Annotated in this window: 17 protein-coding genes and 1 other RNA gene; 16 read left to right on the top strand and 2 right to left on the bottom strand. The window is 71.2% G+C overall.

The window, feature by feature from the left end; all coding sequences use genetic code 11:
• Nucleotides 1-939: an SDR family NAD(P)-dependent oxidoreductase gene (locus BGO45_RS05420; RefSeq protein ID WP_292691586.1), complete on the bottom strand. Its 939-nt coding sequence runs from the start codon at nt 937-939 to the stop codon at nt 1-3.
• Between the two features lie 75 nt (nt 940-1,014).
• Here BGO45_RS05420 and BGO45_RS05415 point away from each other — a divergent pair, with 75 nt between their 5' ends.
• Both BGO45_RS05415 and ffs read left to right on the top strand, forming a co-directional pair.
• Nucleotides 1,015-1,461, top strand: coding sequence for a MarR family winged helix-turn-helix transcriptional regulator (locus tag BGO45_RS05415; RefSeq protein WP_292691584.1), 447 nt, complete (start codon nt 1,015-1,017; stop codon nt 1,459-1,461).
• Between the two features lie 53 nt (nt 1,462-1,514).
• An RNA gene (gene ffs, locus BGO45_RS05410) (signal recognition particle sRNA small type) lies at nt 1,515-1,611 on the top strand.
• A 26-nt stretch (nt 1,612-1,637) separates the two neighbouring features.
• Here ffs and BGO45_RS05405 read toward each other — a convergent pair.
• A complete protein-coding gene (locus tag BGO45_RS05405; protein ID WP_292691582.1) occupies nt 1,638-2,312 on the bottom strand; it encodes an NUDIX domain-containing protein in 675 nt (224 codons plus the stop codon).
• 85 nt (nt 2,313-2,397) lie between these two features.
• Here BGO45_RS05405 and pta point away from each other — a divergent pair, with 85 nt between their 5' ends.
• From pta to BGO45_RS05335, 14 genes are all read left to right on the top strand, one after another.
• Entirely contained in the window at nt 2,398-4,533 is a 2,136-nt protein-coding gene (gene pta, locus BGO45_RS05400) for a phosphate acetyltransferase (RefSeq protein ID WP_292691580.1), read from the top strand.
• Nucleotides 4,530-5,762: an acetate/propionate family kinase gene (locus BGO45_RS05395; RefSeq protein WP_292691577.1), complete on the top strand. Its 1,233-nt coding sequence runs from the start codon at nt 4,530-4,532 to the stop codon at nt 5,760-5,762. Before pta ends, BGO45_RS05395 begins: the two co-directional genes overlap by 4 nt.
• A gap of 86 nt (nt 5,763-5,848) precedes the next feature.
• A complete protein-coding gene (locus BGO45_RS05390; protein ID WP_292691575.1) occupies nt 5,849-6,583 on the top strand; it encodes an HAD family phosphatase in 735 nt (244 codons plus the stop codon).
• Between the two features lie 55 nt (nt 6,584-6,638).
• A complete protein-coding gene (locus tag BGO45_RS05385; protein WP_292691573.1) occupies nt 6,639-9,167 on the top strand; it encodes a glycoside hydrolase family 65 protein in 2,529 nt (842 codons plus the stop codon).
• A 236-nt stretch (nt 9,168-9,403) separates the two neighbouring features.
• The gene (locus BGO45_RS05380; RefSeq protein ID WP_292691571.1) at nt 9,404-12,166 is read left to right on the top strand and encodes a DNA polymerase III subunit gamma and tau; all 2,763 of its coding nucleotides are present in this window, start codon (nt 9,404-9,406) and stop codon (nt 12,164-12,166) included.
• On the top strand, nt 12,166-12,759 hold the full coding sequence (recR, locus tag BGO45_RS05375) for a recombination mediator RecR (RefSeq protein WP_076494733.1): 594 nt from the start codon (nt 12,166-12,168) through the stop codon (nt 12,757-12,759). Before BGO45_RS05380 ends, recR begins: the two co-directional genes overlap by 1 nt.
• Before the next feature lie 201 nt (nt 12,760-12,960).
• Nucleotides 12,961-13,497: a hypothetical protein gene (locus tag BGO45_RS05370; protein ID WP_139327492.1), complete on the top strand. Its 537-nt coding sequence runs from the start codon at nt 12,961-12,963 to the stop codon at nt 13,495-13,497.
• Entirely contained in the window at nt 13,494-15,134 is a 1,641-nt protein-coding gene (locus BGO45_RS05365; RefSeq protein ID WP_292691566.1) for a PASTA domain-containing protein, read from the top strand. The genes BGO45_RS05370 and BGO45_RS05365 overlap by 4 nt, the downstream gene beginning before the upstream one ends.
• A gap of 241 nt (nt 15,135-15,375) precedes the next feature.
• Nucleotides 15,376-16,395 carry a phosphate ABC transporter permease subunit PstC gene (gene pstC, locus BGO45_RS05360; protein ID WP_292691564.1) on the top strand — a complete coding sequence of 340 codons (1,020 nt, stop codon included), beginning with the start codon at nt 15,376-15,378 and terminating at the stop codon, nt 16,393-16,395.
• Entirely contained in the window at nt 16,395-17,837 is a 1,443-nt protein-coding gene (gene pstA, locus BGO45_RS05355) for a phosphate ABC transporter permease PstA (protein ID WP_292691562.1), read from the top strand. The genes pstC and pstA overlap by 1 nt, the downstream gene beginning before the upstream one ends.
• On the top strand, nt 17,834-19,414 hold the full coding sequence (gene pstS / locus BGO45_RS05350) for a phosphate ABC transporter substrate-binding protein PstS (RefSeq protein ID WP_292691560.1): 1,581 nt from the start codon (nt 17,834-17,836) through the stop codon (nt 19,412-19,414). Before pstA ends, pstS begins: the two co-directional genes overlap by 4 nt.
• Nucleotides 19,415-19,619: 205 nt before the next feature.
• Nucleotides 19,620-22,289 (top strand): hypothetical protein, encoded by a 2,670-nt coding sequence (locus BGO45_RS05345; protein WP_292691558.1) that lies wholly within the window; start codon nt 19,620-19,622, stop codon nt 22,287-22,289.
• Nucleotides 22,290-22,365: 76 nt separating this feature from the next.
• Complete coding sequence (locus BGO45_RS05340) at nt 22,366-23,466, top strand: hypothetical protein (RefSeq protein ID WP_292691556.1); 1,101 nt, start codon at nt 22,366-22,368, stop codon at nt 23,464-23,466.
• A 34-nt stretch (nt 23,467-23,500) separates the two neighbouring features.
• The gene (locus BGO45_RS05335; protein WP_292691554.1) at nt 23,501-25,045 is read left to right on the top strand and encodes an Ig domain-containing protein; all 1,545 of its coding nucleotides are present in this window, start codon (nt 23,501-23,503) and stop codon (nt 25,043-25,045) included.
• Nucleotides 25,046-25,148: the final 103 nt, after the last annotated feature.

The raw sequence follows: 25,148 nt of genomic DNA, 5'->3' as shown, positions 1-25,148 counted from the left end.
TCACCGGACCGGGTCGCGCCGCAGCTCGTCCGGGAGGGGCGGGAAGGTCTCGCCGACGCTCTGCAGCGGGCCGACCGCCGCGTCGAACTCGTCCGTCAGCGCCTCGGCGCTCCACCCGCCGTCGCGGTAGGCGGTGGCGGCGGGCTGGGGGTGGGTCCACAGCTGCAAGCGGTCGCCGCCGATGCCGATGGCCTGTCCGGTCACCGCGCCGGCGGCATCCGAGGCGAGGTGGGCGATGAGACCGGCGACGTCGTCGGAGGTGCCGAAGCCGAGGTCGTGGCGGAAGAACGCGGGCATGGGCTCGCCCGCCGCGTCGGCCTCGACGGCGGCGGCGAAATACGGCACGGTCGCGGTCATCGCGGTCGCGGCGACGGGGATGACCGCGTTGGCGGTGATCCCCGCCTTCCGGAGCTCGAGGGCCCACGTGCGCACCATGCCGACGATTCCGGCCTTGGCCGCGGCGTAGTTGGTCTGGCCGAAGTTGCCGCGTTGACCGGTGGGCGAGCCGATGCAGATGATCCGGCCGGGGACGCCGTTCTCGCGCATCCAGGTCGCCGCCTCCCGCACGCACGTGAACGTGCCGCGCAGGTGCACGCCGATGACGGTGTCGAAGTCGTCGTCGCTCATCTTCCACAGGACCGTGTCGCGCAGGACCCCGGCATTGGTGACGAGGATGTCGATCTTCCCGAACGTCTCGACCGCGGTGCGCACGAGTTCGCGCGCGGTGGCGGTGGGGCCGACCGGGGCGACGACCGCGACCGCACGGCCGCCGTCGGCCTCGATCGTGGCGACGGCCTCGGCGGCGGTCGCGGCGTCGACGTCGTTGACGACGACGGCCGCGCCGTGGCGGGCGAGTTCGCGGGCGTAGGCGAGGCCGAGGCCGCGGCCCGAGCCGGTGACGACGGCGACTTTGCCGTCGAGGAGGGGGGCGTTGCTCATGGGAGTCCTTCCGTCGCACTCTTTCTAAACTCAATCGTTGAGAAAGTCAATGATTGCGATTGCTAGGATTCTGCTGTGACACCGAAGACCCCGACCGACGAGACCGTGCGCCTCGACGACGACCTGAGCTTCCTCATGGCGCGTGCGAACGCGCTCTCGATCGCCTCCGGAAACGCCGCCCTCGCGCCCTTCGGACTCAAGGTGCGGTCGTACTCGGTGCTCGCGCTCGCCGCGGGGGAGGCCCGCCCGTCGCAGCGCGAGGTGTCCGAACACCTCCGGCTCGACCCCAGCCAGGTCGTCGCCCTCGTCGACGATCTGCAGCGCCGCGGGCTCGTGTCCCGCGAAGCCGACCCGCGTGATCGGCGCGCGAACGTCGTGGTCATCACGGCCGAGGGGCGCGCCCTCCTCGCCGAGGCGCGCCCGGCGATCCTCGCCGCCGAACGGGCGTTGCACGCGGGGCTCGACGACGAGGAACGCGGTCATCTCGCGGCGTTGCTCCGGCGCGTCGCATTCCCCGCCTGATCGGTCGTCGACTCCGTCCGGCATGCACCGCCGCGCACGTCGGGTAGACTGTTCCCAGCTCTCCGCGCGGCGGTATCCAGGCCAACTCCCCCAGGACGGAAACGTAGCAAGGGTAACCAGGCTCTGCCGGGTGCGCGGAGAGTCTTTTCATGCCCGGGCGCACCCGGACCCCGGCCTCAGTGCCGTGCGAACGGTCCGTCGATCACCGCCCACTGCAGCAGCATGATGGTCTTGGCATCCTGGATCTCGCCGTCGCGGATCATCCGCAGGGCGACGTCGATGTCGTACTCGAGGATCTCGATCTCCTCGCCCTCCTCGGCCAGGCCGCCGCGATCGCCCTCGCGGCTCGCGCCGTCGTACGCGGCGGCGAAGAAGTGCAGACGCTCGGTCACCGACCCCGGGCTCATGTACACCTCGAAGACCGGTTCGACCTCGGTCACACGCAGCCCCGTCTCCTCCTCGGCCTCACGGCGGATCGCGGTGACGGGGTCGTCGTCGTCGAGCAGCCCGGCGGCGGTCTCGATGAGCATGCCGTCCGGGTGGTCGTTCACGTACACCGGGTAGCGGAACTGCCGCGTGAGCAGCACCGTCCGGCGCTCGGGGTCGTAGAGCAGGATCGTCGCGCCGTTCCCGCGGTCGTACGTCTCGCGCTTCTGGGAGGTCCACTCGCCGTCGTCGCCGAGGTAGCGGAAGGTCGTCGCGCGCAGGACGTGCCAGCCCGCCGCCAGCAGCTCGACATCGGTCACCTCGACTCGCGGGTTGCGGTCGAGGTCGCGTCCGGTGAGGTGCAGGCCGGTACGTCCGCGGTGGTCGGGGACGGTGGTGCCGGGGCGATCCGGGGGAGTGCTCACGAGGGCAGCCTACGGCGCGCGTCGGATCCCTCGACAGCGAGGCAACCCCGGCGGGATCCCACCCGCCCCGCCTAGGCTGGATGCCGTGACGCAGAGCATCTACATCACGTCGGCCGAGGGGCACTCGGGCAAATCCACGGTGGCTCTGGGCGTCCTCGACGCCTTGAGCCGCGTGACCCCGCGCGTCGGCGTCTTCCGACCGATCGCGCGCTCGACCGCCGAGCGCGACTACGTGCTCGAGATGCTGCTCGACCACGACGGCGTCGACCTCGCGTACGACGACTGCGTGGGCGTCACGTACGACGACGTCCGCGACGACGCCGACGCCGCCCTGGGGCGCATCGTCGAGCGGTACAAGGCCGTCGAGGCCCAGTGCGACGCGGTGGTCGTCATCGGCAGCGACTACACCGACGTCGGCAGCCCCGCCGAGCTCGCATACAACGCGCGCATCGCCGCGAACCTCGGCGCTCCCGTGCTCCTCGTCCTCGGCGGGCGGGCGCAGCAGGGGCAGGGCGAGACCCTGGGTCTCTCGGTCGCGCGCACCGCGCAGGAGGTGGGGCAGATCGCGGCGCTCACCATGCCCGAGCTGCTCCATGAGCGCGCCGAGGTGTTCGCCGTCATCGTCAACCGCGCCGATCCCGACGCCCTCGACGAGGTCGTGGCATCCGTCCGGCGCGTCGTCGACGCCGCGCCGACCCCGACGGGCCGCACCGTGCCGGTGTGGGCGCTTCCCGAAGACAGGTTCCTCATCGCCCCCTCCATGCGGGGCGTGCTGCGCTCGGTCGAGGGCGAGCTGATCAAGGGCGACCCCGAACTGCTCACGCGCGAGGTGCTGGGCGTGGTGGTCGCGGGCATGTCGATGGTCAACGTGCTGCCGCGCCTGATGGAGTCGGCGGTCATCGTCATCCCCGCGGACCGCACCGAGGTGCTGTTGGCGACCCTGCTGGCCAACGCCTCGGGCACGTTCCCCTCACTGGCCGGTGTCGTCCTCAACGGCGGGTTCGAGCTGCCCGACACGATCGTGCGCCTCATCGACGGGCTCGGTTCGTCGCTGCCGATCATCGCCACCGATCTCGGCACGTACGACACCGCGGTGCGCATCATGAACACGCGTGGTCGCCTCGCCGCCGACTCGCAGCGCCGGTACGACACCGCCCTGGCGATGTTCGAGCGCCACGTCGACACCAACCTGCTCACGCGCGAACTCGGCGTCGCCCGCCCAAGCGTCGTCACGCCGTTGATGTTCGAGTACGGCCTCGTGGACCGCGCGCGCGGCGATCGGCGCCGCATCGTGCTGCCCGAGGGCAACGACGATCGCGTGCTGCGCGCGGCCGCGACCGTCCTGGCGCGCGGCATCGCCGACCTCACGATCCTCGGCGAGCCGCTCGAGGTGCGAGGGCGCGCGATCGAGCTGGGCATCGACATCCGCGACGCCGAGGTGCTCAGCCCCTTCGACGCCGTCCACGTCGACAAGTTCGCCACCGAGTACGCGCGGCTCCGTGCCCACAAGGGCGTCACGTACGCCCAGGCCGCCGACACGGTCACCGACGTGTCGTACTTCGGCACGCTCATGGTCCACCTGGGCCTGGCCGACGGCATGGTCTCGGGCGCCGCGCACACCACGGCGCACACGATCCGTCCGGCGTTCGAGATCATCAAGACCGCACCCGGGGTGTCGGTGGTGTCCAGCGTGTTCCTGATGGCGCTCGCCGACCGCGTCCTCGTCTACGGCGACTGCGCCGTGATCCCCGATCCCACGAGCGAGCAGCTGGCCGACATCGCGGTCTCGTCCGCCGCGACCGCCGAGCAGTTCGGCATCGAGCCGCGCGTGGCGATGCTGTCGTACTCGACGGGGGAGTCGGGCACCGGCGCCGACGTCGAGAAGGTGCGCACCGCGACCGCGCTGGTGCGCGAGCGCGCCCCCGAGCTGCTCGTCGAGGGCCCGATCCAGTACGACGCCGCGGCCGATGCCGCCGTGGCCCAGGCCAAGATGCCCGGGTCGGAGGTGGCGGGGCGCGCCACGGTGTTCGTCTTCCCCGACCTCAACACCGGCAACAACACCTACAAGGCGGTGCAGCGCTCGGCGGGTGCCGTGGCGATCGGCCCGGTCCTGCAGGGCCTGAACAAGCCCATCAACGATCTGTCGCGCGGCGCACTCGTCGACGACATCGTCAACACGATCGCGATCACCGCGATCCAGGCCCAGGGGAGCCGCGCGTGAGCGTCGTACTGGTCGTCAACAGCGGTTCGTCGTCGTTCAAGTACCAGTTGCTCGACATGCAGCACGAGCGCGTGCTCGCCTCGGGACTGGTCGAGCGCATCGGCGAGGGGATCGGCGTCGCCACGCACACGGTCGCCGCGGCGGCCCTGAGCCCCGAGGGCGGCCCCGCGCCGACGGTCGTGGATGCCACGTCCACCATCGAACGTGAGATCCCCGACCACACGGCGGGGTTCGCCGTCATGCTCGAGGCGTTCGCGGTCCACGGGCCGTCGCTCGAGGAGCGATCGCCGGTCGCCGTCGGACACCGCGTGGTCCACGGCGGGGCGCGCTTCTTCGAACCGACGCTCGTGACCCCTCTCGTCGAGATCAACATCGACGAGCTGTCGGTCCTGGCGCCTCTCCACAACCCGGCGAACCTCGCCGGCATCGTCGCGGCGAAGAAGGCGTTTCCGGGCGTGCCGCACGTCGCGGTGTTCGACACCGCGTTCCACCAGACGCTCGCCCCCGCCGCCTACACGTACGCGATCGACCGCGAACTGGCCGAGACGCACCGCATCCGCCGGTACGGCTTCCACGGCACGAGCCACAAGTTCGTGAGCGAATCGGCGGCCGCCTTCCTCGGTCGCCCCCTCGCCGATCTGCGGCAGATCGTGTTCCACCTCGGCAACGGCGCGTCCGTCACGGCGATCGAGGGCGGCCGATCGGTCGAGACCTCGATGGGTCTCACCCCGCTCGAGGGGCTCGTCATGGGCACGCGCTCCGGAGACCTCGACCCCGCGGTGCTGCTGCAACTCGCCCGCCGCGCCGATCTCTCGATCGCCGACCTCGACACGCTGCTGAACAAGCGGTCGGGCCTCGTCGGCCTCGCCGGAGTGTCCGACATGCGCGACCTCACCGCGCGGTGCGACGCCGGCGACCCCGACGCGCAGCTCGCGTTCGACGTGTACATCCACCGTCTCCGCGCGTACGCGGGTGCGTACCTCGCGCAGCTCGGCGGCGTCGACGTCATCTCCTTCACCGCCGGCGTGGGGGAGAACGCCGCACGGGTGCGCGCCGAGACCGTGGCCACGCTGGGCTTCGCGGGGGTCGAACTCGACGCCGAGCGCAACGAGACGCGGGGGCGTGGCATCCGTCGGATCTCGTCCGATGCGTCGCGCGTCGAGGTCCTCGTCGTGCCGACGAACGAAGAGCTCGAGATCGCCCGCCAGACCCTGTCGGTCGCGTCCTGACCCCGCGGCCTCCCCACCCCGCCACTACGCTGGGAGTGCGGCGCACCGCCGTGACCGCGCGTCCCGTCCTGCGATCTGGAGCAACCGTGACCGACAGCCGCGACCTGCCCGACCTCTCCTCCTACGATGCCGTCCTGTTCGACCTCGACGGCGTGCTCACCCCCACCGCAGAAGTGCACATGCGGGCGTGGAAAGAGATGTTCGACGAGCTGTTCGCGGCCTGGGACATCCAGCCGCCGTACACCGATCGCGACTACTTCGACCACGTCGACGGGAAGAAGCGCTACGACGGCGTGGCGAGCCTGCTGCGCAGCCGTGACGTCGAGGTGCCGTGGGGCGACCCGTCCGACGACCCGTCGCTCGACACCGTGTGCGGCGTCGGCAACCGCAAGAACCTCGTGTTCTCGCGCATCCTCCGCGCCGAGGGCATCGCGCCCTACCCGGGGTCGGTCGCGCTGCTGGACGTGCTGCAGGCCGCCGGTATCCCGATCGCCGTGGTGTCCAGCTCGAAGAACGCCGTCGAGGTCCTCGAGGCCGCGGGGATCCGCGACCGTTTCCCCGTCGTGATGGACGGCGTCGTGGCCGAGCGCGACCACCTGGCATCCAAGCCCGCCCCCGACGTGTTCGCCGAGGCCGCCCGGATGCTGCGCGTCGACCCGGCCCGTTCGGCCGCCGTCGAGGACGCCACCAGCGGCGTCGCCTCGGCCTCCGCCGCCGGGTTCGGACTCGTCGTCGGGGTCGACCGCGGCGTCGGCGCCGAGCACCTCGTCGCCGCGGGGGCCGACGTGGTCGTCGACGACCTCCAGGCGTTCGTAGACTGAGCCGTCGCCCCGCGCGACGCACCCGAAGCCCGGCACCCGCGGAAGGCATGCCCCGATGATCGATCGCGATCGTTTCCCCGTCGACGAATGGCGCCTCGTCGAGACCGAGTTCTCGGTCGACGACACGGGCGTGACAGAGACCCTCTTCGCCGTCGGCAACGGCTATCTGGGGTTGCGTGGCAACTCCATCGAGGGGCGTTTCGCCCACGAGCAGGGCACGTTCATCAACGGGTTCCACGAGACGTTCCCGATCCGCCACGCCGAGCAGGCCTACGGCTTCGCCGAGGTCGGGCAGACCATCATCAACGCCCCGGATGCCAAGGTGATGCGCGTCTACGTCGACGACGAGCCGCTCTCCCTCGACGTCGCCGACGTGCGCGACTACGAGCGCGTGCTCGACCTGCGACAGGGCATCCTCCGCCGGAGCCTGCTGTGGGTGACGCCCTCGGGCAAGGAGGTGCGCATCGAGGATGAGCGCTTCGTCTCCTTCGATGAGAAGCACCTCGTCGTGCTGCGTCTGACCGTCACCGTGCTGAACTCCGACGCCCCCGTCACGGTGGCGTGCCAGCTGCTGAACCGCCAGGACGGCGAGGGGATCTACGGCGGTTCGCCGATGGCATCCAAGACGGCCGGCTTCGACCCGCGCAAGACCGAGAAGCTCACCGACCGCGTGCTCCAGCCGCGGGAGTACTGGCAGGACGGCAATCGGTCCGCGCTGTCGTACGAGGCCACCGAATCGGGCATGACGATCGCGGTCGTCGCCGACCACGAGGTCGACACAGCGAACACCTACGAATCACGGCACCTCGTCGAGCCGGACATCGCCAAGAACGTCTTCCGGGTGGATGCCCGGGCCGGCGTCCCGACGACGATCACGAAGTTCGTCGGCTACCACACCTCGCGCGGCGTGCCCGCGGGGGAGCTCGTCGATCGCTGCCGTCGCACGGTCGACCGCGCGCGCAGCATCGGCGTCGATGCGCTCGTGGAGCGTCAGATCGACTGGTTCGCGGCGTTCTGGGAGCGCTCGGACGTCCGCATCGGCGGCCAGGCCGACCTGCAGCAGGCCACCCGTTGGTGCCTGTTCCAGCTCGCGCAGGCCGCCGCCCGCGCCGACGGCCAGGGGGTGCCCGCGAAGGGTGTCACGGGGTCGGGCTACAGCGGCCACTACTTCTGGGACACCGAGGTCTACGTCCTGCCGTTCCTGGCGTACACGACGCCGCAGTGGGCGCGGAACGCTCTGCGCATGCGGTATCTGATGCTTCCCGCGGCGCGAAAGCGTGCGCACCAGCTCAACGAGGCCGGCGCACTGTTCCCGTGGCGCACGATCAACGGCGAGGAGGCCTCGGCCTACTACGCCGCCGGCACGGCGCAGTACCACATCAACGCCGACGTCTCCTTCGCGCTGGCGAAGTACGTCCGCGCCACCGGCGACGAGGAGTTCCTCGCGCGCGAGGGGGTGGACATCGCGGTCGACACCGCGCGGTTGTGGTCGACGCTCGGGTTCTGGCGGTCGAGCGACGGCGACGGCGACGGTGAGGACTCGTTCCACATCCACGGCGTGACGGGCCCCGACGAGTACACGACGGTCGTCAACGACAACCTGTTCACGAACGTCATGGCGCGCTTCAACCTGCGCTTCGCCGCCCGCACCGTGCGCGACCTCGCCGAGAACGACCCCGAGGCGTACGGCCGCATGGCCGACCGCATGAACCTCGACCCCTCCGAGCCCGACCGCTGGGAGAAGGCCGCCGAGGCGATGCACATCCCGTTCAGCCCGGCCCTCGGCATCCATCCCCAGGATGCGGTGTTCCTGGAGCGCGAGATCTGGGACCTCGAGAACACGCCGCCCGATCAGCGGCCGTTGCTGCTGCACTTCCACCCGCTGGTGATCTACCGCTACCAGGTGCTCAAGCAGGCCGACGTCGTGCTCGCGCTGTTCCTGCAGGGCAATCACTTCACGGATGCCGAGAAGCTCGCCGACTTCGAGTACTACGACCCGCTCACCACCGGCGACTCGACGCTGTCGGCCGTCGTCCAGTCGATCCTCGCGGCCGAGGTCGGCTACCAGGACCTCGCCCTCGAGTACTTCCGCCAGGCCGCGTTCGTCGACCTCGGCGACCTGCACCACAACGCCGCCGACGGGGTGCATGTCGCGTCGGCGGGTGGCGTGTGGACGGCGCTGGTGAGCGGCTTCGGCGGCATGCGCGACCACTTCGGACGGTTGACGTTCGACCCGCGTCTGCCGGCGGACTGGCCCGAGCTGTCGTACGTGCTGCACTGGCACGGCACCCGACTGAACGTGACGTTGACCGCGACCGCGCTCACGCTGCGCGCCGGTGACGAGGGCGGGCCGGTCGACTTCGCGGTGCGCGGCGTGGACTACACCGTCGCCCCCGGCGAGAGCGTGCGGGTCGCGCTGCACGGCCAGGGTCCGCTCCTGCCGGGACGCCCGTCGATCCGGCAGCTCGAGGGGTCGGTGCGCGAGGACGGCACGTTGCTGTCGGCCTCGGTGCCGATCGTCACGGCGGCGATCCCGCTCGTCTCGAGCGACGACGAGCCCGTGGCCGTCGGCCTCGACGCCTGACCCGCGGTCCTGACGCGGCGGCGCCCTTCGGGGTGTCGCCGCGTTCGGCGTCTGTCGGGGTGGCATCCGGGATTCGCCGAGACTGCATCGAGCCGACATCTCCACTGCGGGCTGCAGTGGAGATGTCAGGCGCCTGCAGTCTCGCGGATCGCGACGCCGGGTCCGGGGCGGATGCCGCCGGGCGGGGGAGGACGACGGGGGGGGGCGATGTCGGTGGCACGCCGTAGGCTGGAGGAGTGACGACAGCCCTGTACCGCCGCTACCGCCCGCAGGCATTCGGCGAGATGATCGGGCAGTCGCAGGTGACCGAGCCGCTGATGACGGCCCTCCGCGGCGACCGCGTGGGCCACGCCTACCTGTTCTCGGGTCCGCGCGGCTGCGGCAAGACGACCTCGGCGCGCATTCTCGCGCGCTGCCTCAACTGCGCCGAGGGTCCCACCGACACTCCGTGCGGCGTCTGCGACAGCTGCGTCGAGCTCGGCCGTGGCGGCGGAGGATCCCTCGACGTCGTCGAGATCGACGCCGCCAGCCACAACGGTGTCGACGACGCCCGCGACCTCCGCGAGCGGGCGATCTTCGCCCCGGCCCGCGATCGGTTCAAGATCTTCATCCTCGACGAGGCGCACATGGTGACGCAGCAGGGCTTCAACGCCCTGCTCAAGCTCGTCGAAGAGCCGCCCGCGCATGTGAAGTTCATCTTCGCCACGACCGAGCCCGAGAAGGTGCTCGGCACCATCCGCTCCCGCACGCACCACTACCCGTTCCGGCTCGTGCCGCCGGCGGCGATGCTCGAGTACGTGCAGGAGCTGTGCCAGAGCGAGGGCGTCGCGGTCGAGGCGGGCGTCCTGCCGCTGGTCGTGCGCGCCGGCGGCGGTTCGCCGCGCGACACGCTGTCGCTGCTCGATCAGCTCATCGCCGGTTCGGATCGGGATGCCGACGGCCACATCCTGGTGAACTACGAGCGCGCCGTGGCGCTGCTGGGCTACACGCACTCCGAGCTCCTCGACGAGGTCGTCGACGCGTTCGCGGCCCTCGACGGCGCCGGAGCCTTCGCCGCGGTCGACCGTGTGGTGCAGACCGGGCAGGACCCCCGCCGGTTCGTCGACGACCTGCTCGAGCGCCTGCGCGACCTCATCGTCGTCGCGGCCACGGGTGCCGGCGCCTCCGCGGTGCTCCGCGGCGTCCCCGACGACGAACTCGAGCGCATGGCGCGTCAGGCCACCGCGTTCGGCGTCGCCCGGCTGTCGCGCACCGCGGATCTCGTCGTGGCGGCCCTCGACGAGATGACCGGGGCCACCTCGCCCCGGCTGCAGCTCGAACTCCTCGTCGCCCGTGTGCTGACGCACGCGGGTGTGTCGCAGGGCACATCCCCCGCGGCCGCTTCGGCGCACGCCGCCGAGCACGGTGCCCCGGCTCCGGCGCGCACGCCCGCGCCGACTTCCGCCCCCGCGGCCGCGGCCGCTGCCGCTGCGGCCCCGGGTGTGGCGTCCCCGGGTATCGCGGCTCCGGGTGTGGCATCGCCGGGTATCGCGTCCCCGGGTGTCGCATCGCCGAGCGTCGCCGCGCCGGGTGTGGCGTCGCCGGGTGTCGCGTCCCCGGGTATCGCTGCGCCGGGTGTCGCATCGCCGAGCGTCGCCGCGCCGGGTCGCGCCGCGCCTCCCGTGGTCGCGCCGTCTCCCGCCACGGCGCCGCCGGTCGCGGCGCCTCCTGTGTCCGAGCCGAGCGCTCCGACGACGCCGGTGGCCGCCCCGGTGACGACTCCCGCGCCTTCGTCCGCGCCCACCGCGGCCGAGCCGGCCCGGCCCGCCGGCGCGACCACCGAGTCCACCGCGCCGTCCGACGACGACGTCCCGCCGCCGTTCGACGACGACGACGCCCCGCCGCCGTTCGACGACGTCGAGCCCGAGCCCGCGGCGCCCGCCGCACCGCGGGCCACTGCCGCACCCGGTGCCGCCCCCACCGGTACGGCGCCCGCCGCGCCCGCGCCGGTCTCGGCACACGCTGACCCGCACCCGTTCGACACCGCGCCGACGCCCGACGCCGATGCCCCGGCACCCGACGCCGCGGCAGAAGGCGAGGGCGACGATTCCTCGCCGCTCGATCCCGCGGCGCCGACGCCGCCGGCGGTTCCGGTCGGTCCGCTCGAGCTGTCGCACGTGCGTGACGCGTGGCCCGAAGTCCTCGGCCAGCTCGAGGCCCTCAGCCGCGCGTCCTGGCTCGTCGTGTCCACGGCGTCCGTCCTCGCCTTCGACGACGACGTGCTCACGCTCGGTTTCCGCACGGGTGCCGATCTGACCTCGTTCAAGACCCGCACGCCCGACGGAGGCGCCAGCGAAGACCTGCGCCGCGCCATCCAGTCGGTCCTCGGCATCCGGGTGAAGTACCTCGCCCGCCTCGAGGGCGACGGTGGCTCCGGCGGGCAGGGCGGCTCCCCGCGCGGCCCGGGCGCCGGACCCGCCGGTGACGCCCGAGCCACGTCCTCGGCTCCGGCACCACGCTCGGCGGCGTCGTACGCGTCCGCTTCCGTCACCGACTGGGCCGTCGCGCCGATCCCGGGCGTTCCCGCCAGCACGGGTTCCGGCCCCGTCGCCGCGGCGCCCGCGTCGGCGGCCGGTACGTCCGCACCCGCCGCACGCCCGGTCGCCGCGGCGCCCTCCGCCGCCCCGGCGGCCGCGGGCACCGCTCTCGCGGTCGACGACGAGCCCGAGGAGGCCGCCGTCCGGCTGGCCCCGCGCATCGCTCCGCCGCCCTTCGAGGGCGCCGTGCTGCGCTCCTCCGACGTCGCCCCCTCGGTGCCCGCGCCCGAGGAGGTCGACGACGACGACGTGATCCCGCCGCCCGACGACGAGGCCGACCTCCCCGTTCCGCCGGTGATCGTGCCGCGCATGGCGCCGTTGCGCGGGGGAGTGCAGCGCTACGGAGAGGCCGTGGTCCGACAGATGCTCGGTGCGAACTACGTCCGTGACGAACCCTACGAGCCCCCGACGAGGTTCAGCTGATGTACGACGGCATCGTCCAAGACCTCATCGACGAATTCGGCCGGCTCCCGGGAATCGGTCCGAAGTCCGCGCAGCGCATCGCGTTCCACATCCTGCAGTCGCCGACGTTCGACGTGTCCCGACTGTCGCAGCTCCTCGGTGAAGTGCGCGAGAAGGTGCGCTTCTGCGAGATCTGCGGCAACGTCTCCGAGCAGGACCGCTGCTCCATCTGCCGCGACCCGCGCCGCAACCCCGCCCTCATCTGCGTCGTCGAAGATGCGAAGGACGTCGCCGCGATCGAACGCACGCGCGAGTTCCGGGGGCTGTACCACGTGCTGGGCGGGGCGATCAGTCCCATCGCGGGGATCGGCCCCGACGACCTGCGCATCACCCAGCTCATGCAGCGGCTCGCCGACGGCTCGGTGCAGGAGGTGATCCTCGCCACGAACCCGAACCTCGAGGGCGAGGCCACGGCCACCTACCTCAGCCGCCTGCTCCACACGCTCGAGATCCGCGTGACGCGGCTGGCATCCGGTCTGCCCGTGGGCGGCGACCTCGAGTACGCCGACGAGGTCACCCTCGGCCGAGCGTTCGAGGGACGCCGCACGCTGTAACGCGCCGCACGCTGTAACGCCCCGCACGCTGCTGGGCGAATTCATGGTGATCTGAGGGTGATCTCCGAGCGTTGAACCGCCGTGTACCGCCCGTTCATCCCCCGATGGATCTGCGGATACCGGGCGCCGCCATTTTCTTGCCTACGGACTGCAGCACGGGTGCCCGACCCCGAGCTCTGCGGACGTCAGACAGGGGTGCCCGTGAGCGAGACGCTCTCCGATCGCGCAACGCGTCGCGCACGGATCGTGTTCGACACGTTCCGCTCGATCCACGACCCCCGCCTGGCGGCGTGGCTGTTGTTCCGCTCGCATCTGCTGCCGGAGTGGTCGATCACGGCCGGCAGCCTCAGCGAGAGCACACCCGAGGCCGCCCTCACGCCGCTCGGGGTGTTCGGCGTGTGGCGGCTGCTGGCGACGAACAATCGCGAGCTCGCGCGCTGCGCCCGCATCTTCGTGTCCCCCCGTGCCGCGTTCGACGCCGTCGTCGCCGAGCAGGCCCGCGTCGACGAGATGACCGTCACCGCCGTCCGCGGTCCGCAGTCGACCACCCACGGGTGGGTCATCCGTCGGGGTGACCGGCCGGTCCTGACCGCGGCGCGCTGGTACGAATCGGCGAGCGAAGCCGCCGCGGCGGGGCGCGCCGCCGGCGCTGCGCTGGCCACCGCGACCATCGCGCAGGGCGTGAGCATCGGTACCGCGTCGGGACGCCGCGCCCGCGTCGGCATGAACGCTCCGTGACCGCGGCATCCGGACTCATCGCCGGTCGGTTCCGCCTGGAGGGACTGCTGGGTTCCGGGGGGACGGCGTCGGTGTTCGCCGCGACCGACACGGTCCTGGACCGCCCCGTCGCCATCAAGCTGCTGCACCCGCATCTGTCGGAGAGCGAGCTGCTGCGCGCGGCGTTCCTCGACGAGGCACGGCGGACGGCCGCCGTCGCCCATCCCGGGATCGTCGAGGTCGTCGACATGGGGACGTTCCGGGACGGCGAGGTGACGATCGCCTGGATCGCCCAGGAGCTGCTCGAGGGGACGACCCTCGCCGAGCACGTTCTGGCCCACGGTCCGCTCGGTGCCGCCGCGACGCGGCGCGTGGGCGACATGATCCTCGCCGCTCTGGACGCCGCGCACGCGGGCGGCCTCGTCCATCGCGACGTGTCTCCCGCGAACGTCCTCGTCCGGTTCGAGGGGGCGACGCCGGTGCGCGCGACCCTGCTCGATTTCGGGCTCGCGGACGCCGCCGGACGGACGACGCGCGGCGACGACGTCCTGCGCAGTTCCGCGTCGGCCGCGGCCGGGGTCGTCGGCAACGCGCAGTACGCCTCGCCGGAACAGCTGCGCGGAGAGGCGGTGGGCGTCGCCGGCGACCTCTACCAGGTCGGGGGGCTGCTGTACTTCGCCCTCACCGGCCGGGCGCCGTTCGAGGGCGGGGACCGGGATGCCGTCGTCCGGGCGCAATTGCACGCTCCGCCCCCGGTGGCCTCGGTGCGGGCGCGCGGGGTGTCGCCCGCGCTCGATCGGGTGCTCGTGCGCGCGCTGCTGAAGGACCCGGCGGATCGGTTCGCCGACGCCGCCGAGATGCGCGCGGCGCTGCAGGCTGCGGCCCCCGCCCCGGCACCCGTCGCGGCGACGCGGGTGCTGCGCCCGGCGCCGGTGGTCACGGTGCCGGGCGTCGAGGACACCGCCGCTGCTCCCGCGGCCCCCGGCCGGTCCCGCGATTCCCGCGGCGGTGGGGTGACCGCGGGAATCGTCGTCGCCGTCCTCGTGCTGGTCGCCGTGGCGGTCCCGCTCATGGCCTCGGCCGGTCGCTCCGAGCCCGCGGCCGCCCCGCCGATGTCGGCGACTCCCGCCGCGAGCAGCGATCCCGCCGCCACCCCGCGCCCGAGCGCGACGCCCACCGCGGAGGTCGCGGTCGTCCCCGACCTCGGCGGGCTCCAGGACACGCTCGCCGCGATCGAGGCCGCGGGCCTCGTCGCGGGTCCCGTGATCTCGCAGAACTCGCCGCTCGCCGCGGAGACGGTGCTGTCGGCCGACCCCGCCGCCGGCACCGCGGTGCCGCGCGGCTCGACGGTCCGCCTGGTCGTGGCATCCGGGACGAACGCCGTCCCCCCGATCGACGGGTGGGCCACCGCGGACGCCGATGCCGCCGTGCGGGCCGCGGGGTTCCTGTCGGAGGAGGTGCCGACCGTGTCGGACCGTCCTCCCGGGACCGTGATCGGCTCGACACCGGCCCCCGGCGCCTCCGCGCCGGTCGGTTCGACGGTGCGTCTGCTCGTGTCCAGCGGTCGCCCCGCGGCGCCCACCCCGACGCCGACCCCGACGAGCACCCCGGTCCGGACCGCGACCCCCGCACCCACCCCGACGGCGGAGGCCCCCTGATGTCCGCCGGGGACCGGCATCCCTCGTTCACCTCCCGGCCAGGCGGCGTGGGCGGTCGCTCCCGGCGGCGTTCACGGCCCGGATCTAGCGTCGGGCGTGCCGGCGTCCCGAGCCGGTACGAGGGACAACGGGCGCCTCGCGTCGCCGGTCGTCCGGACACCGCTCCGAGGCCGTACCCGCCCCGCGGGACACCGGTGCGGTGCCTCTGCACGACCTGCCCGACGCGACCGACGGAGAGCGCATGACGGACACGACCACGGAGGTCCTCCCTCCTCGATCCGAGCCACGGGCTCCGGTCCGACGCTCGCTGAAGAGCCGCCCGGTGCAGGCGGACCGCGTCTTCCGCGCCGTCTCCTACTCCGCCGGCGGCATCACGGTGGCGATCATGCTGGCCGTCGGTGTCTTCCTGACCGCCCGCGCCGGCGACGCGCTGAGTGTCACGGGCATCAGTTTCCTCACGACCCAGGAGTGGTCTCCCGAGACGGGCTCCTTCGGTGTGGCCGCGGTGCTCTTCGGCACGGTGACGATCGCCCTCGTCGCGATGTCGATCTCCGTACCGCTGGCGCTGGGTACGGCGCTCCTCATCAGCGAGATCGTTCCGCCATCGATCCGATCGTTCCTCATCACGCTCGTCGATCTGATGGCCGCGGTTCCCAGTGTCGTGTTCGGGCTGTGGGGCGTGTTCTTCCTGCAGGCGAACATCATCCCGGTGTCGCAGTGGATCTCGACCTACTTCGGCTGGATTCCGATCTTCAGCGTCACGGATGCCACGGGCCAGCGCCTGACCGACGCGGGAGCGTTCACCTCATCCGCCTTCATCGCCGGCATCGTGGTGGCGCTCATGGTCGTGCCCACCCAGACATCCGTGATGCGCGAGGCGTTCTCGCAGGCCCCTCTGGGGGAGCGCGAGGGGGCGCTGGCTCTGGGATCGACGCGCTGGGGCATGATCCAGGCCGTCGTGCTGCCCTTCGGTCGCGGCGGGATCATCGGTGGCACGATGCTCGGGCTCGGACGTGCCCTCGGCGAGACGATCGCCGTCGTGATGATCATCTCCCCGATCTTCTCGATCAATTTCGAGGTGCTCAAGACCGGGACGAACTCGGTGTCCGCGCTGATCGCCCTCCGCTACGGCGAGGCGAGCCAGTTCGGACTGTCGGCGTTGATGGCCGCGGGCCTCGTGCTGTTCATCATCACCCTCATCGTCAACTTCACGGCATCGACGATCGTCGCGCGCAGCCGTTCCGGAGCGGAGAGCAATTGATGGCGATCCTCGCCCCCGACGCCCCGGCCATCGCCGAGGCCGAAGAACCGAGCCCGCACCCGCGGACGAGCATCCCCGAACGCACGGGGCACGTGGGGCCTCGCCGTGACCTGCGCACGATCCCGTTCGGGGACACCTTCAACGTGCTCGGCAGTCTCGCCGCGGGTATCGCGCTGGCCACGCTGCTCTTCGGGTGGTTGACACCGATGACCGGCGTCATCGGCTGGTTCGCGGTGTCCTTCCTCTGTTTCCTCGGCATCTACGCCGTGATGTCGTCGCTTCGTGCGGACCGCCTGGCGGTGAGCGAGCGCATCGTGACGGCGCTGTTCTACTCCGCGGGCATCGTGCTGCTGGGCGCGCTGTTCTTCGTCATCGTGTTCACCGTGATCCGGGGACTTCCGGCCATCACGAACCTGAACTTCTTCGTCGAGACGATGAAGCTCGCCGGCCCACTGGATCCCCTCTCGATGGGCGGTATCGCCCACGCGATCGTGGGCACGCTGATCCAGATCGGCATCGCCCTGGCGATCACGATCCCGCTCGGTATCGCCACGGCGGTGTTCCTCAACGAGATCGGGGGCCCGTTCGCCCGGTTCGTACGGACGATCTCGGATGCCATGACGGCGCTCCCCTCGATCGTGGCGGGTCTGTTCGTCTACGCCGCTGTCGTCACCCTCATCACGAACCAGCGGTCGGGGTTCGCGGCATCCCTCGCCATCAGCGTGATGATGCTGCCGATCATCATCCGCGCCTCCGACGTCGTGCTGCGTCTGGTCCCGCACAATCTGCGGGAGGCCTCGTACGCGCTCGGGACCAGCCGATGGCGCACGGTGTGGAGCGTGGTGCTGCCGACGTCCCGCTCGGGCCTGGTCACGGCCGTGATCCTGGGCACGGCGCGCGGCATCGGCGAGACGTCGCCGGTTCTGCTGACCTCGGGCGTGACGGCGGAGTGGAACCTCAACCCGTTCTCGGGGCCGATGATCTCGCTGCCCCTCCAGGTGTTCGACTTCGTCAAATCTCCGGAACCGAACATGATCGCCCGCGGCTTCGGTGCCGCCGCCACTCTCGTGCTGCTGGTCCTGACCCTCTTCATCGTCGCTCGACTGATCGGCGGGAAGGGCCCCGGTCAACTGTCAGATCGTCAGCGTCGCGCGGCCGCAGCGGCCTCCGCCCGCGACCTCGCCCGCATCACGACGTCGCAGGGGCGCCCGCTCGATCAGCCGTCGACGCGTGCCGAGCGCCGAGCCCGGCCCAAGGGCAAGCCGCCGCGCGACCTCGAGTGGCGCATGGCGCAGAGCGCCCAGGCGGCACGCGCCGAAAGGGGCGGCCCGCCGTCCGCCGACGCGAGCGCGTCGCACCGCGCCGCCTCCTCGCCCGATGCGAGCACGCCGCCACCCGTCAGCCCGGACATCGAAACACCAACTGAGGAGAACCCGTCGTGAACGTCCGTACCCGCCTGGCCCGACTGGGGGCTCTGGTCGTCGTCGCGGCCCTCGCGAGCTTGGGCGTCACGCCCGCGCACGCGGCCGAGAGCTACGTGCCGATCACCGGCTCCGGCTCGACCTGGTCGCAGAACGCCCTCGATCAGTGGCGCAAGAATGTCGCGACGAACTACGGCATGACGGTGAACTACAACGGCACCGGCTCTTCCGCGGGACGCAACGACTTCATCAACCAGACGGTCGACTTCGCCGTCAGCGAGATCCCGTTCCAGAACCCCACCGAGGACGGCTCGCCGCCCGAGATCCCGACCTCGTCGTACTCGTACATGCCGATCGTCGCCGGTGGCACGGCGCTGATGTACAACCTCAAGATCGGCGGGAAGCGCGTGACGAACCTCCGCCTCTCGGGCGAGGTCATCGCGAAGATCTTCTCGGGGCAGATAGCGAAATGGAACGACCCCGCGATCCAGGCCGACAACCCCGCTCTCGCGATGCCGGATCGTCCGATCACGCCGGTGTATCGATCGGACGGGTCGGGGACGAGCGCGCAGTTCACCCTGTGGATGTCGAAGCAGTTCCCGAGCATCTGGACCGCGGGGCAGCGCTCGCAGTTCCCGCAGATCACCTCCTCGTTCAAGGGCCAGAGCGGGTCGCTGGGCGTCGCGGGGTACGTGAGTCAGAGCTACGGGGAGGGCGCGATCACGTACGTCGAGTACTCGTACGCGATGAAGTCGGGCTTCCCCGTCGCCAAGGTGCTCAACAAGGCCGGCTACTACGTCGAGCCGACCTACCAATCGGTCGCCGTCGCGCTCATGTCGGCGCAGATCAATCCGGACCTCACGCAGAACCTCGACGGCGTCTACAACAGCAGCGACCCGCGCACGTATCCCATGTCGAGCTACTCGTACATGATCGTTCCGACTCAGACGAACAAGATCTTCACGGCGGAGAAGGGCAAGACCCTCAGCACGTTCGCCTCCTACATGCTCTGCGAGGGGCAGCAGTCCGCCGCCGACCTCGGGTACTCGCCCCTCCCGATGAACCTCGTGCAGGCGGGATTCGACCAGATCGCGAAGATGCCCGGCACCGTGGGCGCACCGGATCTCGGAAAATGCAACAACCCGACGTTCAAGCCGGGTGATTCGCCGTCGAACAACCAGCTCGCCCAGTCCGCACCGAACCCGCCCGACTGCGACAAGCAGGGACCGAACCAGTGCCTGGGAGGTACGGGCGGCGCGCAGGAGGAGACACCGCAGACGGGTTCCGGGGGCGTGCCCGGCGGCAGCTCCGGCGGTACCCCCGGCACGACGGCGGACGGGACGACCGGGGGCGCTGCGGCAACCGCAGCCGCGGCCGCCGCAGCGGCGGGCGGAGAACCCGTCTACGACGCGAACGGCAACCTCGTTTCGGGAGCCGCGGCGGCCGGAGGAGCCGCCGCGGTGTCCTCGCCCTTCACGCTCGCCGAGAACGGCTGGGGCACGCCGCAGTTCATCATGCTCGCCGCCGGCGTCCTGGTCGTGGCGGCGATCCTCGTGCCCCCGTTGATGTCTCGCCGCTCGCGCCGCGGCGGCTCGTAGACCGCGCCGGACGCGCCCCGGGGGACCCGGTGTCCACCGGGGCGCGAGCCTGCCCGAAAAGCCCCCTGATCTGGTGTGAATCTCGTTCGCACCTCCACCACGGGGCGGCGGCACCTCGTTACCGCCGCGTTCATTCCGCAGACACTCGGCCGCCCTTAGCTTCTCGCGAGGGCGCACCCGAGTCCTCGACTCCCGAAGGATCATCGTGCCCGAGAATCGCGCGCTCACCGCTGAGGCCTCCTCGCCGACGACCCCGCGCCTGCGCGTGCGGGTCCGGCGCGCCCGGGGCCCGCGCTGGGTCACCTCCGTCGCCGTCGGCGTGGTCGCGGGCCTGGGCATCTTCGCCGTCTCCGGCGGGTCCGGTGCGTTGTTCGCCGCCCCCTCCTCGGCCACCGCCGAGGATTCCTCCGCCGTGACGGTCACGGCGAAGAGCCAGGATGCCGACATCGCGAGCGCACCGTTCCCGGACCTGTCGATCACGGTGTCGCAGACCCGCGCGCTCGAGTCGCAGGGCATCGTGATCTCGTGGACCGGCGGCAAGGCCTCCACGGTGCCGAGCCAGCAGATCGGCGGCGCGAACTTCCTGCAGATCTTCCAGTGCTGGGGTGACGACGAGAAGGATCCGACCGGCCCCGACCGCACGACGTGCCAGTACGGGATCGGGGGCGTCCCCGGTTCGCACCGCGACGACGTGCGCGAGAGCGACGCGTCGGTCGCGGAGGAGGACAAGGCGTACACGGTTCCGGGCGACGGCTTCGCGAGTCCGACCTACACCTCGATCCCGTTCCGTGCGGCGAACGGCAAGACAGTCGCCTCCGTCGTGGACGGCAAGTACAACTTCACGGTCGCGGAGGACGGCACCAAGTCGCTTCCCGACATGAACACCAACGAGTACTTCTCGAAGTACACCACCAACATGGTGTCCTGGGCCGGTTCGGGCGGCGACGGCTCGGGTTCGGTGAAGTTCGAGGTCCAGACCGCTTTGCAATCGCAGGGGCTGGGATGCGGAACGCCCGTCACCGCGACGGACGGATCCGTGTCGGGCTCGAGCTGTTGGCTGGTCATCGTGCCCCGTGGCACGCAGGACTCCGGATCGACGTTCATCACGCAGTCGGGGCTGTTCTGGGATGCCTGGAAGCACCGGATCGCCGTCAAGCTCGACTTCAAGCCCCTCGGCGTGCGGTGTCCGCTCGGGGCGTCCGAGCGGCGGCTGGCGGGCAGCGAGCTCATCTCCCGCGCCGTCGCCTCCTGGCAGCCGGCCGTCTGCAACACCTCCGGCGGCTCCATCTACTCGGCCATCACGAGCGCGGAGTCCGACGCGGCACTGGCGGCCAACGGCACCAAGCCGGCGCCGCTCGCGCTGACGTCCCGCGCATTCAACCCCGAGCTCGGTACCGACAACCTCCGCTACGCCCCCGTGGGCATCACCGGAGCGGCGGTGTCGTTCGCCATCGACCGGAACCCTCGCCCGGGCGACTCCACCGTTCCCCCGGAGGTCGCCGGGCGCGTCGGCCTGCCCTTCACGTCCCTCAAGCTGACGCCCCGCCTGATGGCGAAGCTCTTGACGAACTCCTACGTGGACTCTTTGCCGACCTTCTCCGATCGCAACCACCTGAGCCACCAGGTCGACACGGGAAAGAAGGACAAGGACGGCAACGCAATCCTCGAGCGGGTCTTCAACCCGCGCACGCTCACGTACGACCCCGATTTCCTCGACATCAACGACCCCGAATGGAAGTACCAAGCGCTCGCGGCGGCATCGCTGGCCGACGTGCTGATCCCGCAGGGGCGCTCGGACGCCGCCTGGGCCGTGTGGCAGTACGTGCTCAGCGATCCGGACGCACGTGATTTCCTGGCGGGCAAGCCCGATCCGTGGGGGATGACCGTGAACCCCTGGAGTGCGACGACGGACGAAGCCAACACGTCCGGCGCAGCGCTCGCGCTTCCCCGCGAGGACTTCCCCAAGGCCGACCCCGTGGAGCAGGCCGCCACGTCCGCGGCCGGCCCGGTCAACCTCGTCACCTGGCGCCCCTACGTCAACGACTTCGACTCGGGCGCCTACGACACCCTCCGCGGGGACGGTCTCATTCTCGGGGACTGGAACCCGCTCAGCGTTCCGCCGAAGTACGCCAAGGCCGATCGCAACCTGCCGGGGCGCCAGAGTGTGCTCGCCCTCACCGACACCGCATCCGCCGCCCGCTACCAGGTCGTCACCGCGGTGCTGCGGAATCCCGCCGGTCAGTTCGTCGAGGCGACGTCGGAGTCGATGGCGGCCGCCGCGGCCGCGATGACCGCCGATCCCCAGCAGGCGCAGGTCTTCGGCTTCGACCCGACCTCGGATGCCGCGAAGGCGGCGACGGGGGCCTACCCGCTGACCGTGCCGGTCTACGCCGCGGTGAACCCTCGCATGGAGGATGCCGATCTGCGCGCCAGTTATGCCGCGTTCATCCGCTTCGCCTCGACCACCGGCCAGGACCCGGGAACCTCGATCGGTCAGCTTCCGGAGGGTTATGTCCCCCTGCCGGAGGGGTGGCGCGAGCGCGCGAAGGCCGCGGCCGACGACATCCAGAACGGCACCGTGCCGGGAACCGCCACGCCGTCTCCCGTCGCCCCCACCGGGTCCGGCGGCGTCCCGTTCCCCACCGGAGGCGTGGTCGGCAGCAAGCCCGCCGCCGCGGCGGCTCCCGCGGCGGCCGCGGCCGCACCCGCCGACCCCACGGCCACCGGGTCCGCGGCCACCGCCCTCGCCGGTGCCACCACCCCCGACGACCCGGACATGGGCGCGATCACCTGGGCCCTCCCCGGCAGCGTCCTCGGCGGGCTCGCGTGCGCGTTCGCCGTCCCGTTGGTCGGACGCCTCCGCCGACGCCTGTGAGCGTCGCCCCCACGACTTCCCCTCCACCAACTGAACACCCGAAAACACAGTGCACTACCTACGAAAGGCAAATGAGTTGAAGCTCAACAAGCTGGTCGCTCTGGGGGCGGCTTGCGGTATCGCGATCGCCGGTGTCGGCGTCGCAACCTCCGCTTCGGCGGAGCCGGTCTCGAACAGCTACTCGCTGGTCGGATCGGACACCCTGCAGGACTCGATGAACGCCATCATCAACGGCACCACCATCACCGGCGCCACGGTCCGCGTGACCTCGAACAACAAGACGCTCGGCAACTTCGACGCGTTCGGTTCGGCGGCCATCCAGACCAAGCCCACGGGTGCGTTCTTCGGTCGTCCTGCCGGCTCGGGTGCCGGTGTGACGGCGCTGCGGGCCTCCATCACGGGTGCGAACTACAGCGGCAACGCGGCTGTCCCCGCCCGCCAGATCACCGGTCAGGTCGACATCGCGCGCTCCTCCAGCGGCCCCGGCGGAAACGCCAACGCCAACGGTCTCCTCGCGTACATCCCCTACGCCCGCGACGCCGTCGGCTTCGCGTACAAGGGCGGCGACGGCTCGTGGGCGAACCTCTCGGCCGCGCAGCTCAAGGGCATCTACGAGTGCACCATCACCCAGGTCGGCGGTGTCACGGTCAAGCCCCGTATCCCGCAGAGCGGCTCGGGCACGCGCAACTTCTTCCTCGGTGCCATCGGCAACCCGACGCTGGGCTCCTGCGTCACGGACGCCACCGGCACCACGCCCGAGAACGACGCGTCGGTCCTCGGCGACAACGAGCTGATCCCCTTCAGCGTCGCCAACTGGATCTCGCAGGCCAACGGCGCCACCGGCATCAACACCACCACGGCGTCGGGCGTCTCGCTCGGCTCGGCGGTCTCGGGTCAGGCGCCCTTCACGGGCACCGCACCCAACCTCGTCCCCAACTCGGCGTACTACAGCGATGCCACCTTCGGTCGCGACACGTACCTCGTCGTGGAATACGCCCGCATCACCCCGTCGGACGCCAAGTACGACGCGGCTCTGGCCAACCTCGTCAACCCGGGCGTGAACAACAGCCTCACCAGCTTCGGTTCGCTCTCGAGCTCGGTCGGCGCGGTGAAGAAGAAGTTCGGCTTCCTCGCTCCCTCCAGCACCAACATCCAGCGCGCGTACGCGACGCTCTGACGTTCGATCGACTGATCTAAGGACAGCTCTCCTCATGAACATCAAGAAGTTCGGATCGATCGTCGCCGCGGCGACGGCGATCTCGCTCCTCGCCGGTGGCGTTTCGGCCACCGCGGCCAACGCGGCCACCCCCGCTCCGCAGTTCTACCTCATGGACGGCGGCGACGGCTCGCGTCTGCCCGACGGCAAGGTCATGGCCTGGGACGACCAGGTCATCGCCAGCCCCGGACCCGAGTTCGCGGACATCGACACGCCGTTCGTGGGCCAGTCGGACGCCACGAGCGTCGGCTACTTCATCACCACGCCCGGCACGGAGAACACCCTGGCGTCGTGGACCGCCACGGCCGACGGCGGTTTCACGCCCGGCACGCACAACATCCTCCAGCCCAACCTCAGCCTCTCGGGCTTCATCGGCGGCAACTGGGCGTCGATCAAGGCCAACGGCGGTACGTACAGCCTCGGCTTCGCGTGGGTGAAGAACAACGGCCTCACGATCGCCAACTCGGGTGTGAAGTTCGTCACGATCACCGTTCAGCCTGGTGGAGCGTGGACGTTCGCCAACCAGGCGCCCGTCGCCAGCAACCCGCCGGTCGTCGCCTCGGCGCCGTTGAACACCCTCACCAAGGGCGCCGCGTTCTCGCAGACGATCTCGGCCACCGGCACCGCCCCCATCACGTGGGCCGTCACGGCCGGCGCGCTGCCGGCGGGTCTGACGCTCGAGGCCTCGACGGGCAAGATCTCGGGTACCCCCTCCGCCGCCGGTGCGTACGGCTTCACGCTGACGGCCACGAACGCGGACGGCTCCGACGACCAGGCCTTCTCGGGCTCGGTCCTCGACGTCGCCCCGGTCGAGCCCTCCGGCTCGGACGCCAACAAGGTCACGATCCCGGCTCCCGCCGAGGGCGCGACCACGGTGACGGTGCCCGCCGGTGCCGCCAACGCCAACAAGACGCTGCAGGCGTGGGCCTGGTCCGACCCGACCAACCTCGGTCAGGTCACCACCGACGCCAACGGCGACGCCACCGTCGACGTCTCGTCGCTGCCCTCCGGCACGACCCACACCATCGCCCTGACCCAGCCGGGTGACTCGACGTTCGCGATCCTCGCCTGGGGCACCGTCACCCTCGCCGGCAAGGCTCCCGCCACCGACGACGTCGACCTGAAGGCCGCCGTCACCGCGAGCGACCTGTGGTCGCTGAACGCCGAGAAGACGCAGGTCGACTTCGGCAACGTGGCCCGTGACCAGAGCGCCACCAAGGCGCTCGGCAAGGTCACGGTGGTCGACGACCGCAACGTCCTCAAGGGCTGGAACCTCGGTGCCTCGTGGACGGCGTTCTCGAACGGCTCCGGTGACGAGATCCCGACCAGCGCCCTCACCCTCGCCCCGAAGGCGTACCAGGGCTACACGCTGATCGACGGCGTGACGCTGGGCTCCGGCACGACGATCGCCCAGTCCTCGGCCGTCTCGACGCTGCCCACCGGCGCGCTCTTCGACGCCGACCTGACCTTCAAGGCACCCAAGGACGCCAAGGTCGGCGAGTACCACTCGACGCTGACGGTCACCCTCACCTCCAAGTGAGCTGACCTGCGCTGAGCCCTGCGGGGAGGCCGTTCTCGGCCTCCCCGCAGGTGCGTTCCCCCTGGTGCCGTGACACTCGCCGTGTCCGCTCCGAACAGCCCTC

Source organism: Microbacterium sp. 71-36 (genome assembly GCF_001898305.1).
In the GTDB taxonomy this organism is placed as follows: Bacteria; Actinomycetota; Actinomycetes; order Actinomycetales; family Microbacteriaceae; genus Microbacterium.
The sequence above is the reverse complement of the archived record's forward strand: the minus strand, read 5'-3'. Positions and strand labels throughout refer to the sequence as shown.

Coding starts and splice junctions, on each gene's coding strand:
- recR (WP_076494733.1), top strand. CDS start 12,166: ATGTACGACGGCATCGTCCAAGACCTCATCGACGAATTCGGCCGGCTC.
- BGO45_RS05420 (WP_292691586.1), bottom strand. CDS start 939: ATGAGCAACGCCCCCCTCCTCGACGGCAAAGTCGCCGTCGTCACCGGC.
- pstC (WP_292691564.1), top strand. CDS start 15,376: ATGACGGACACGACCACGGAGGTCCTCCCTCCTCGATCCGAGCCACGG.
- pstA (WP_292691562.1), top strand. CDS start 16,395: ATGGCGATCCTCGCCCCCGACGCCCCGGCCATCGCCGAGGCCGAAGAA.
- BGO45_RS05335 (WP_292691554.1), top strand. CDS start 23,501: ATGAACATCAAGAAGTTCGGATCGATCGTCGCCGCGGCGACGGCGATC.
- BGO45_RS05385 (WP_292691573.1), top strand. CDS start 6,639: ATGATCGATCGCGATCGTTTCCCCGTCGACGAATGGCGCCTCGTCGAG.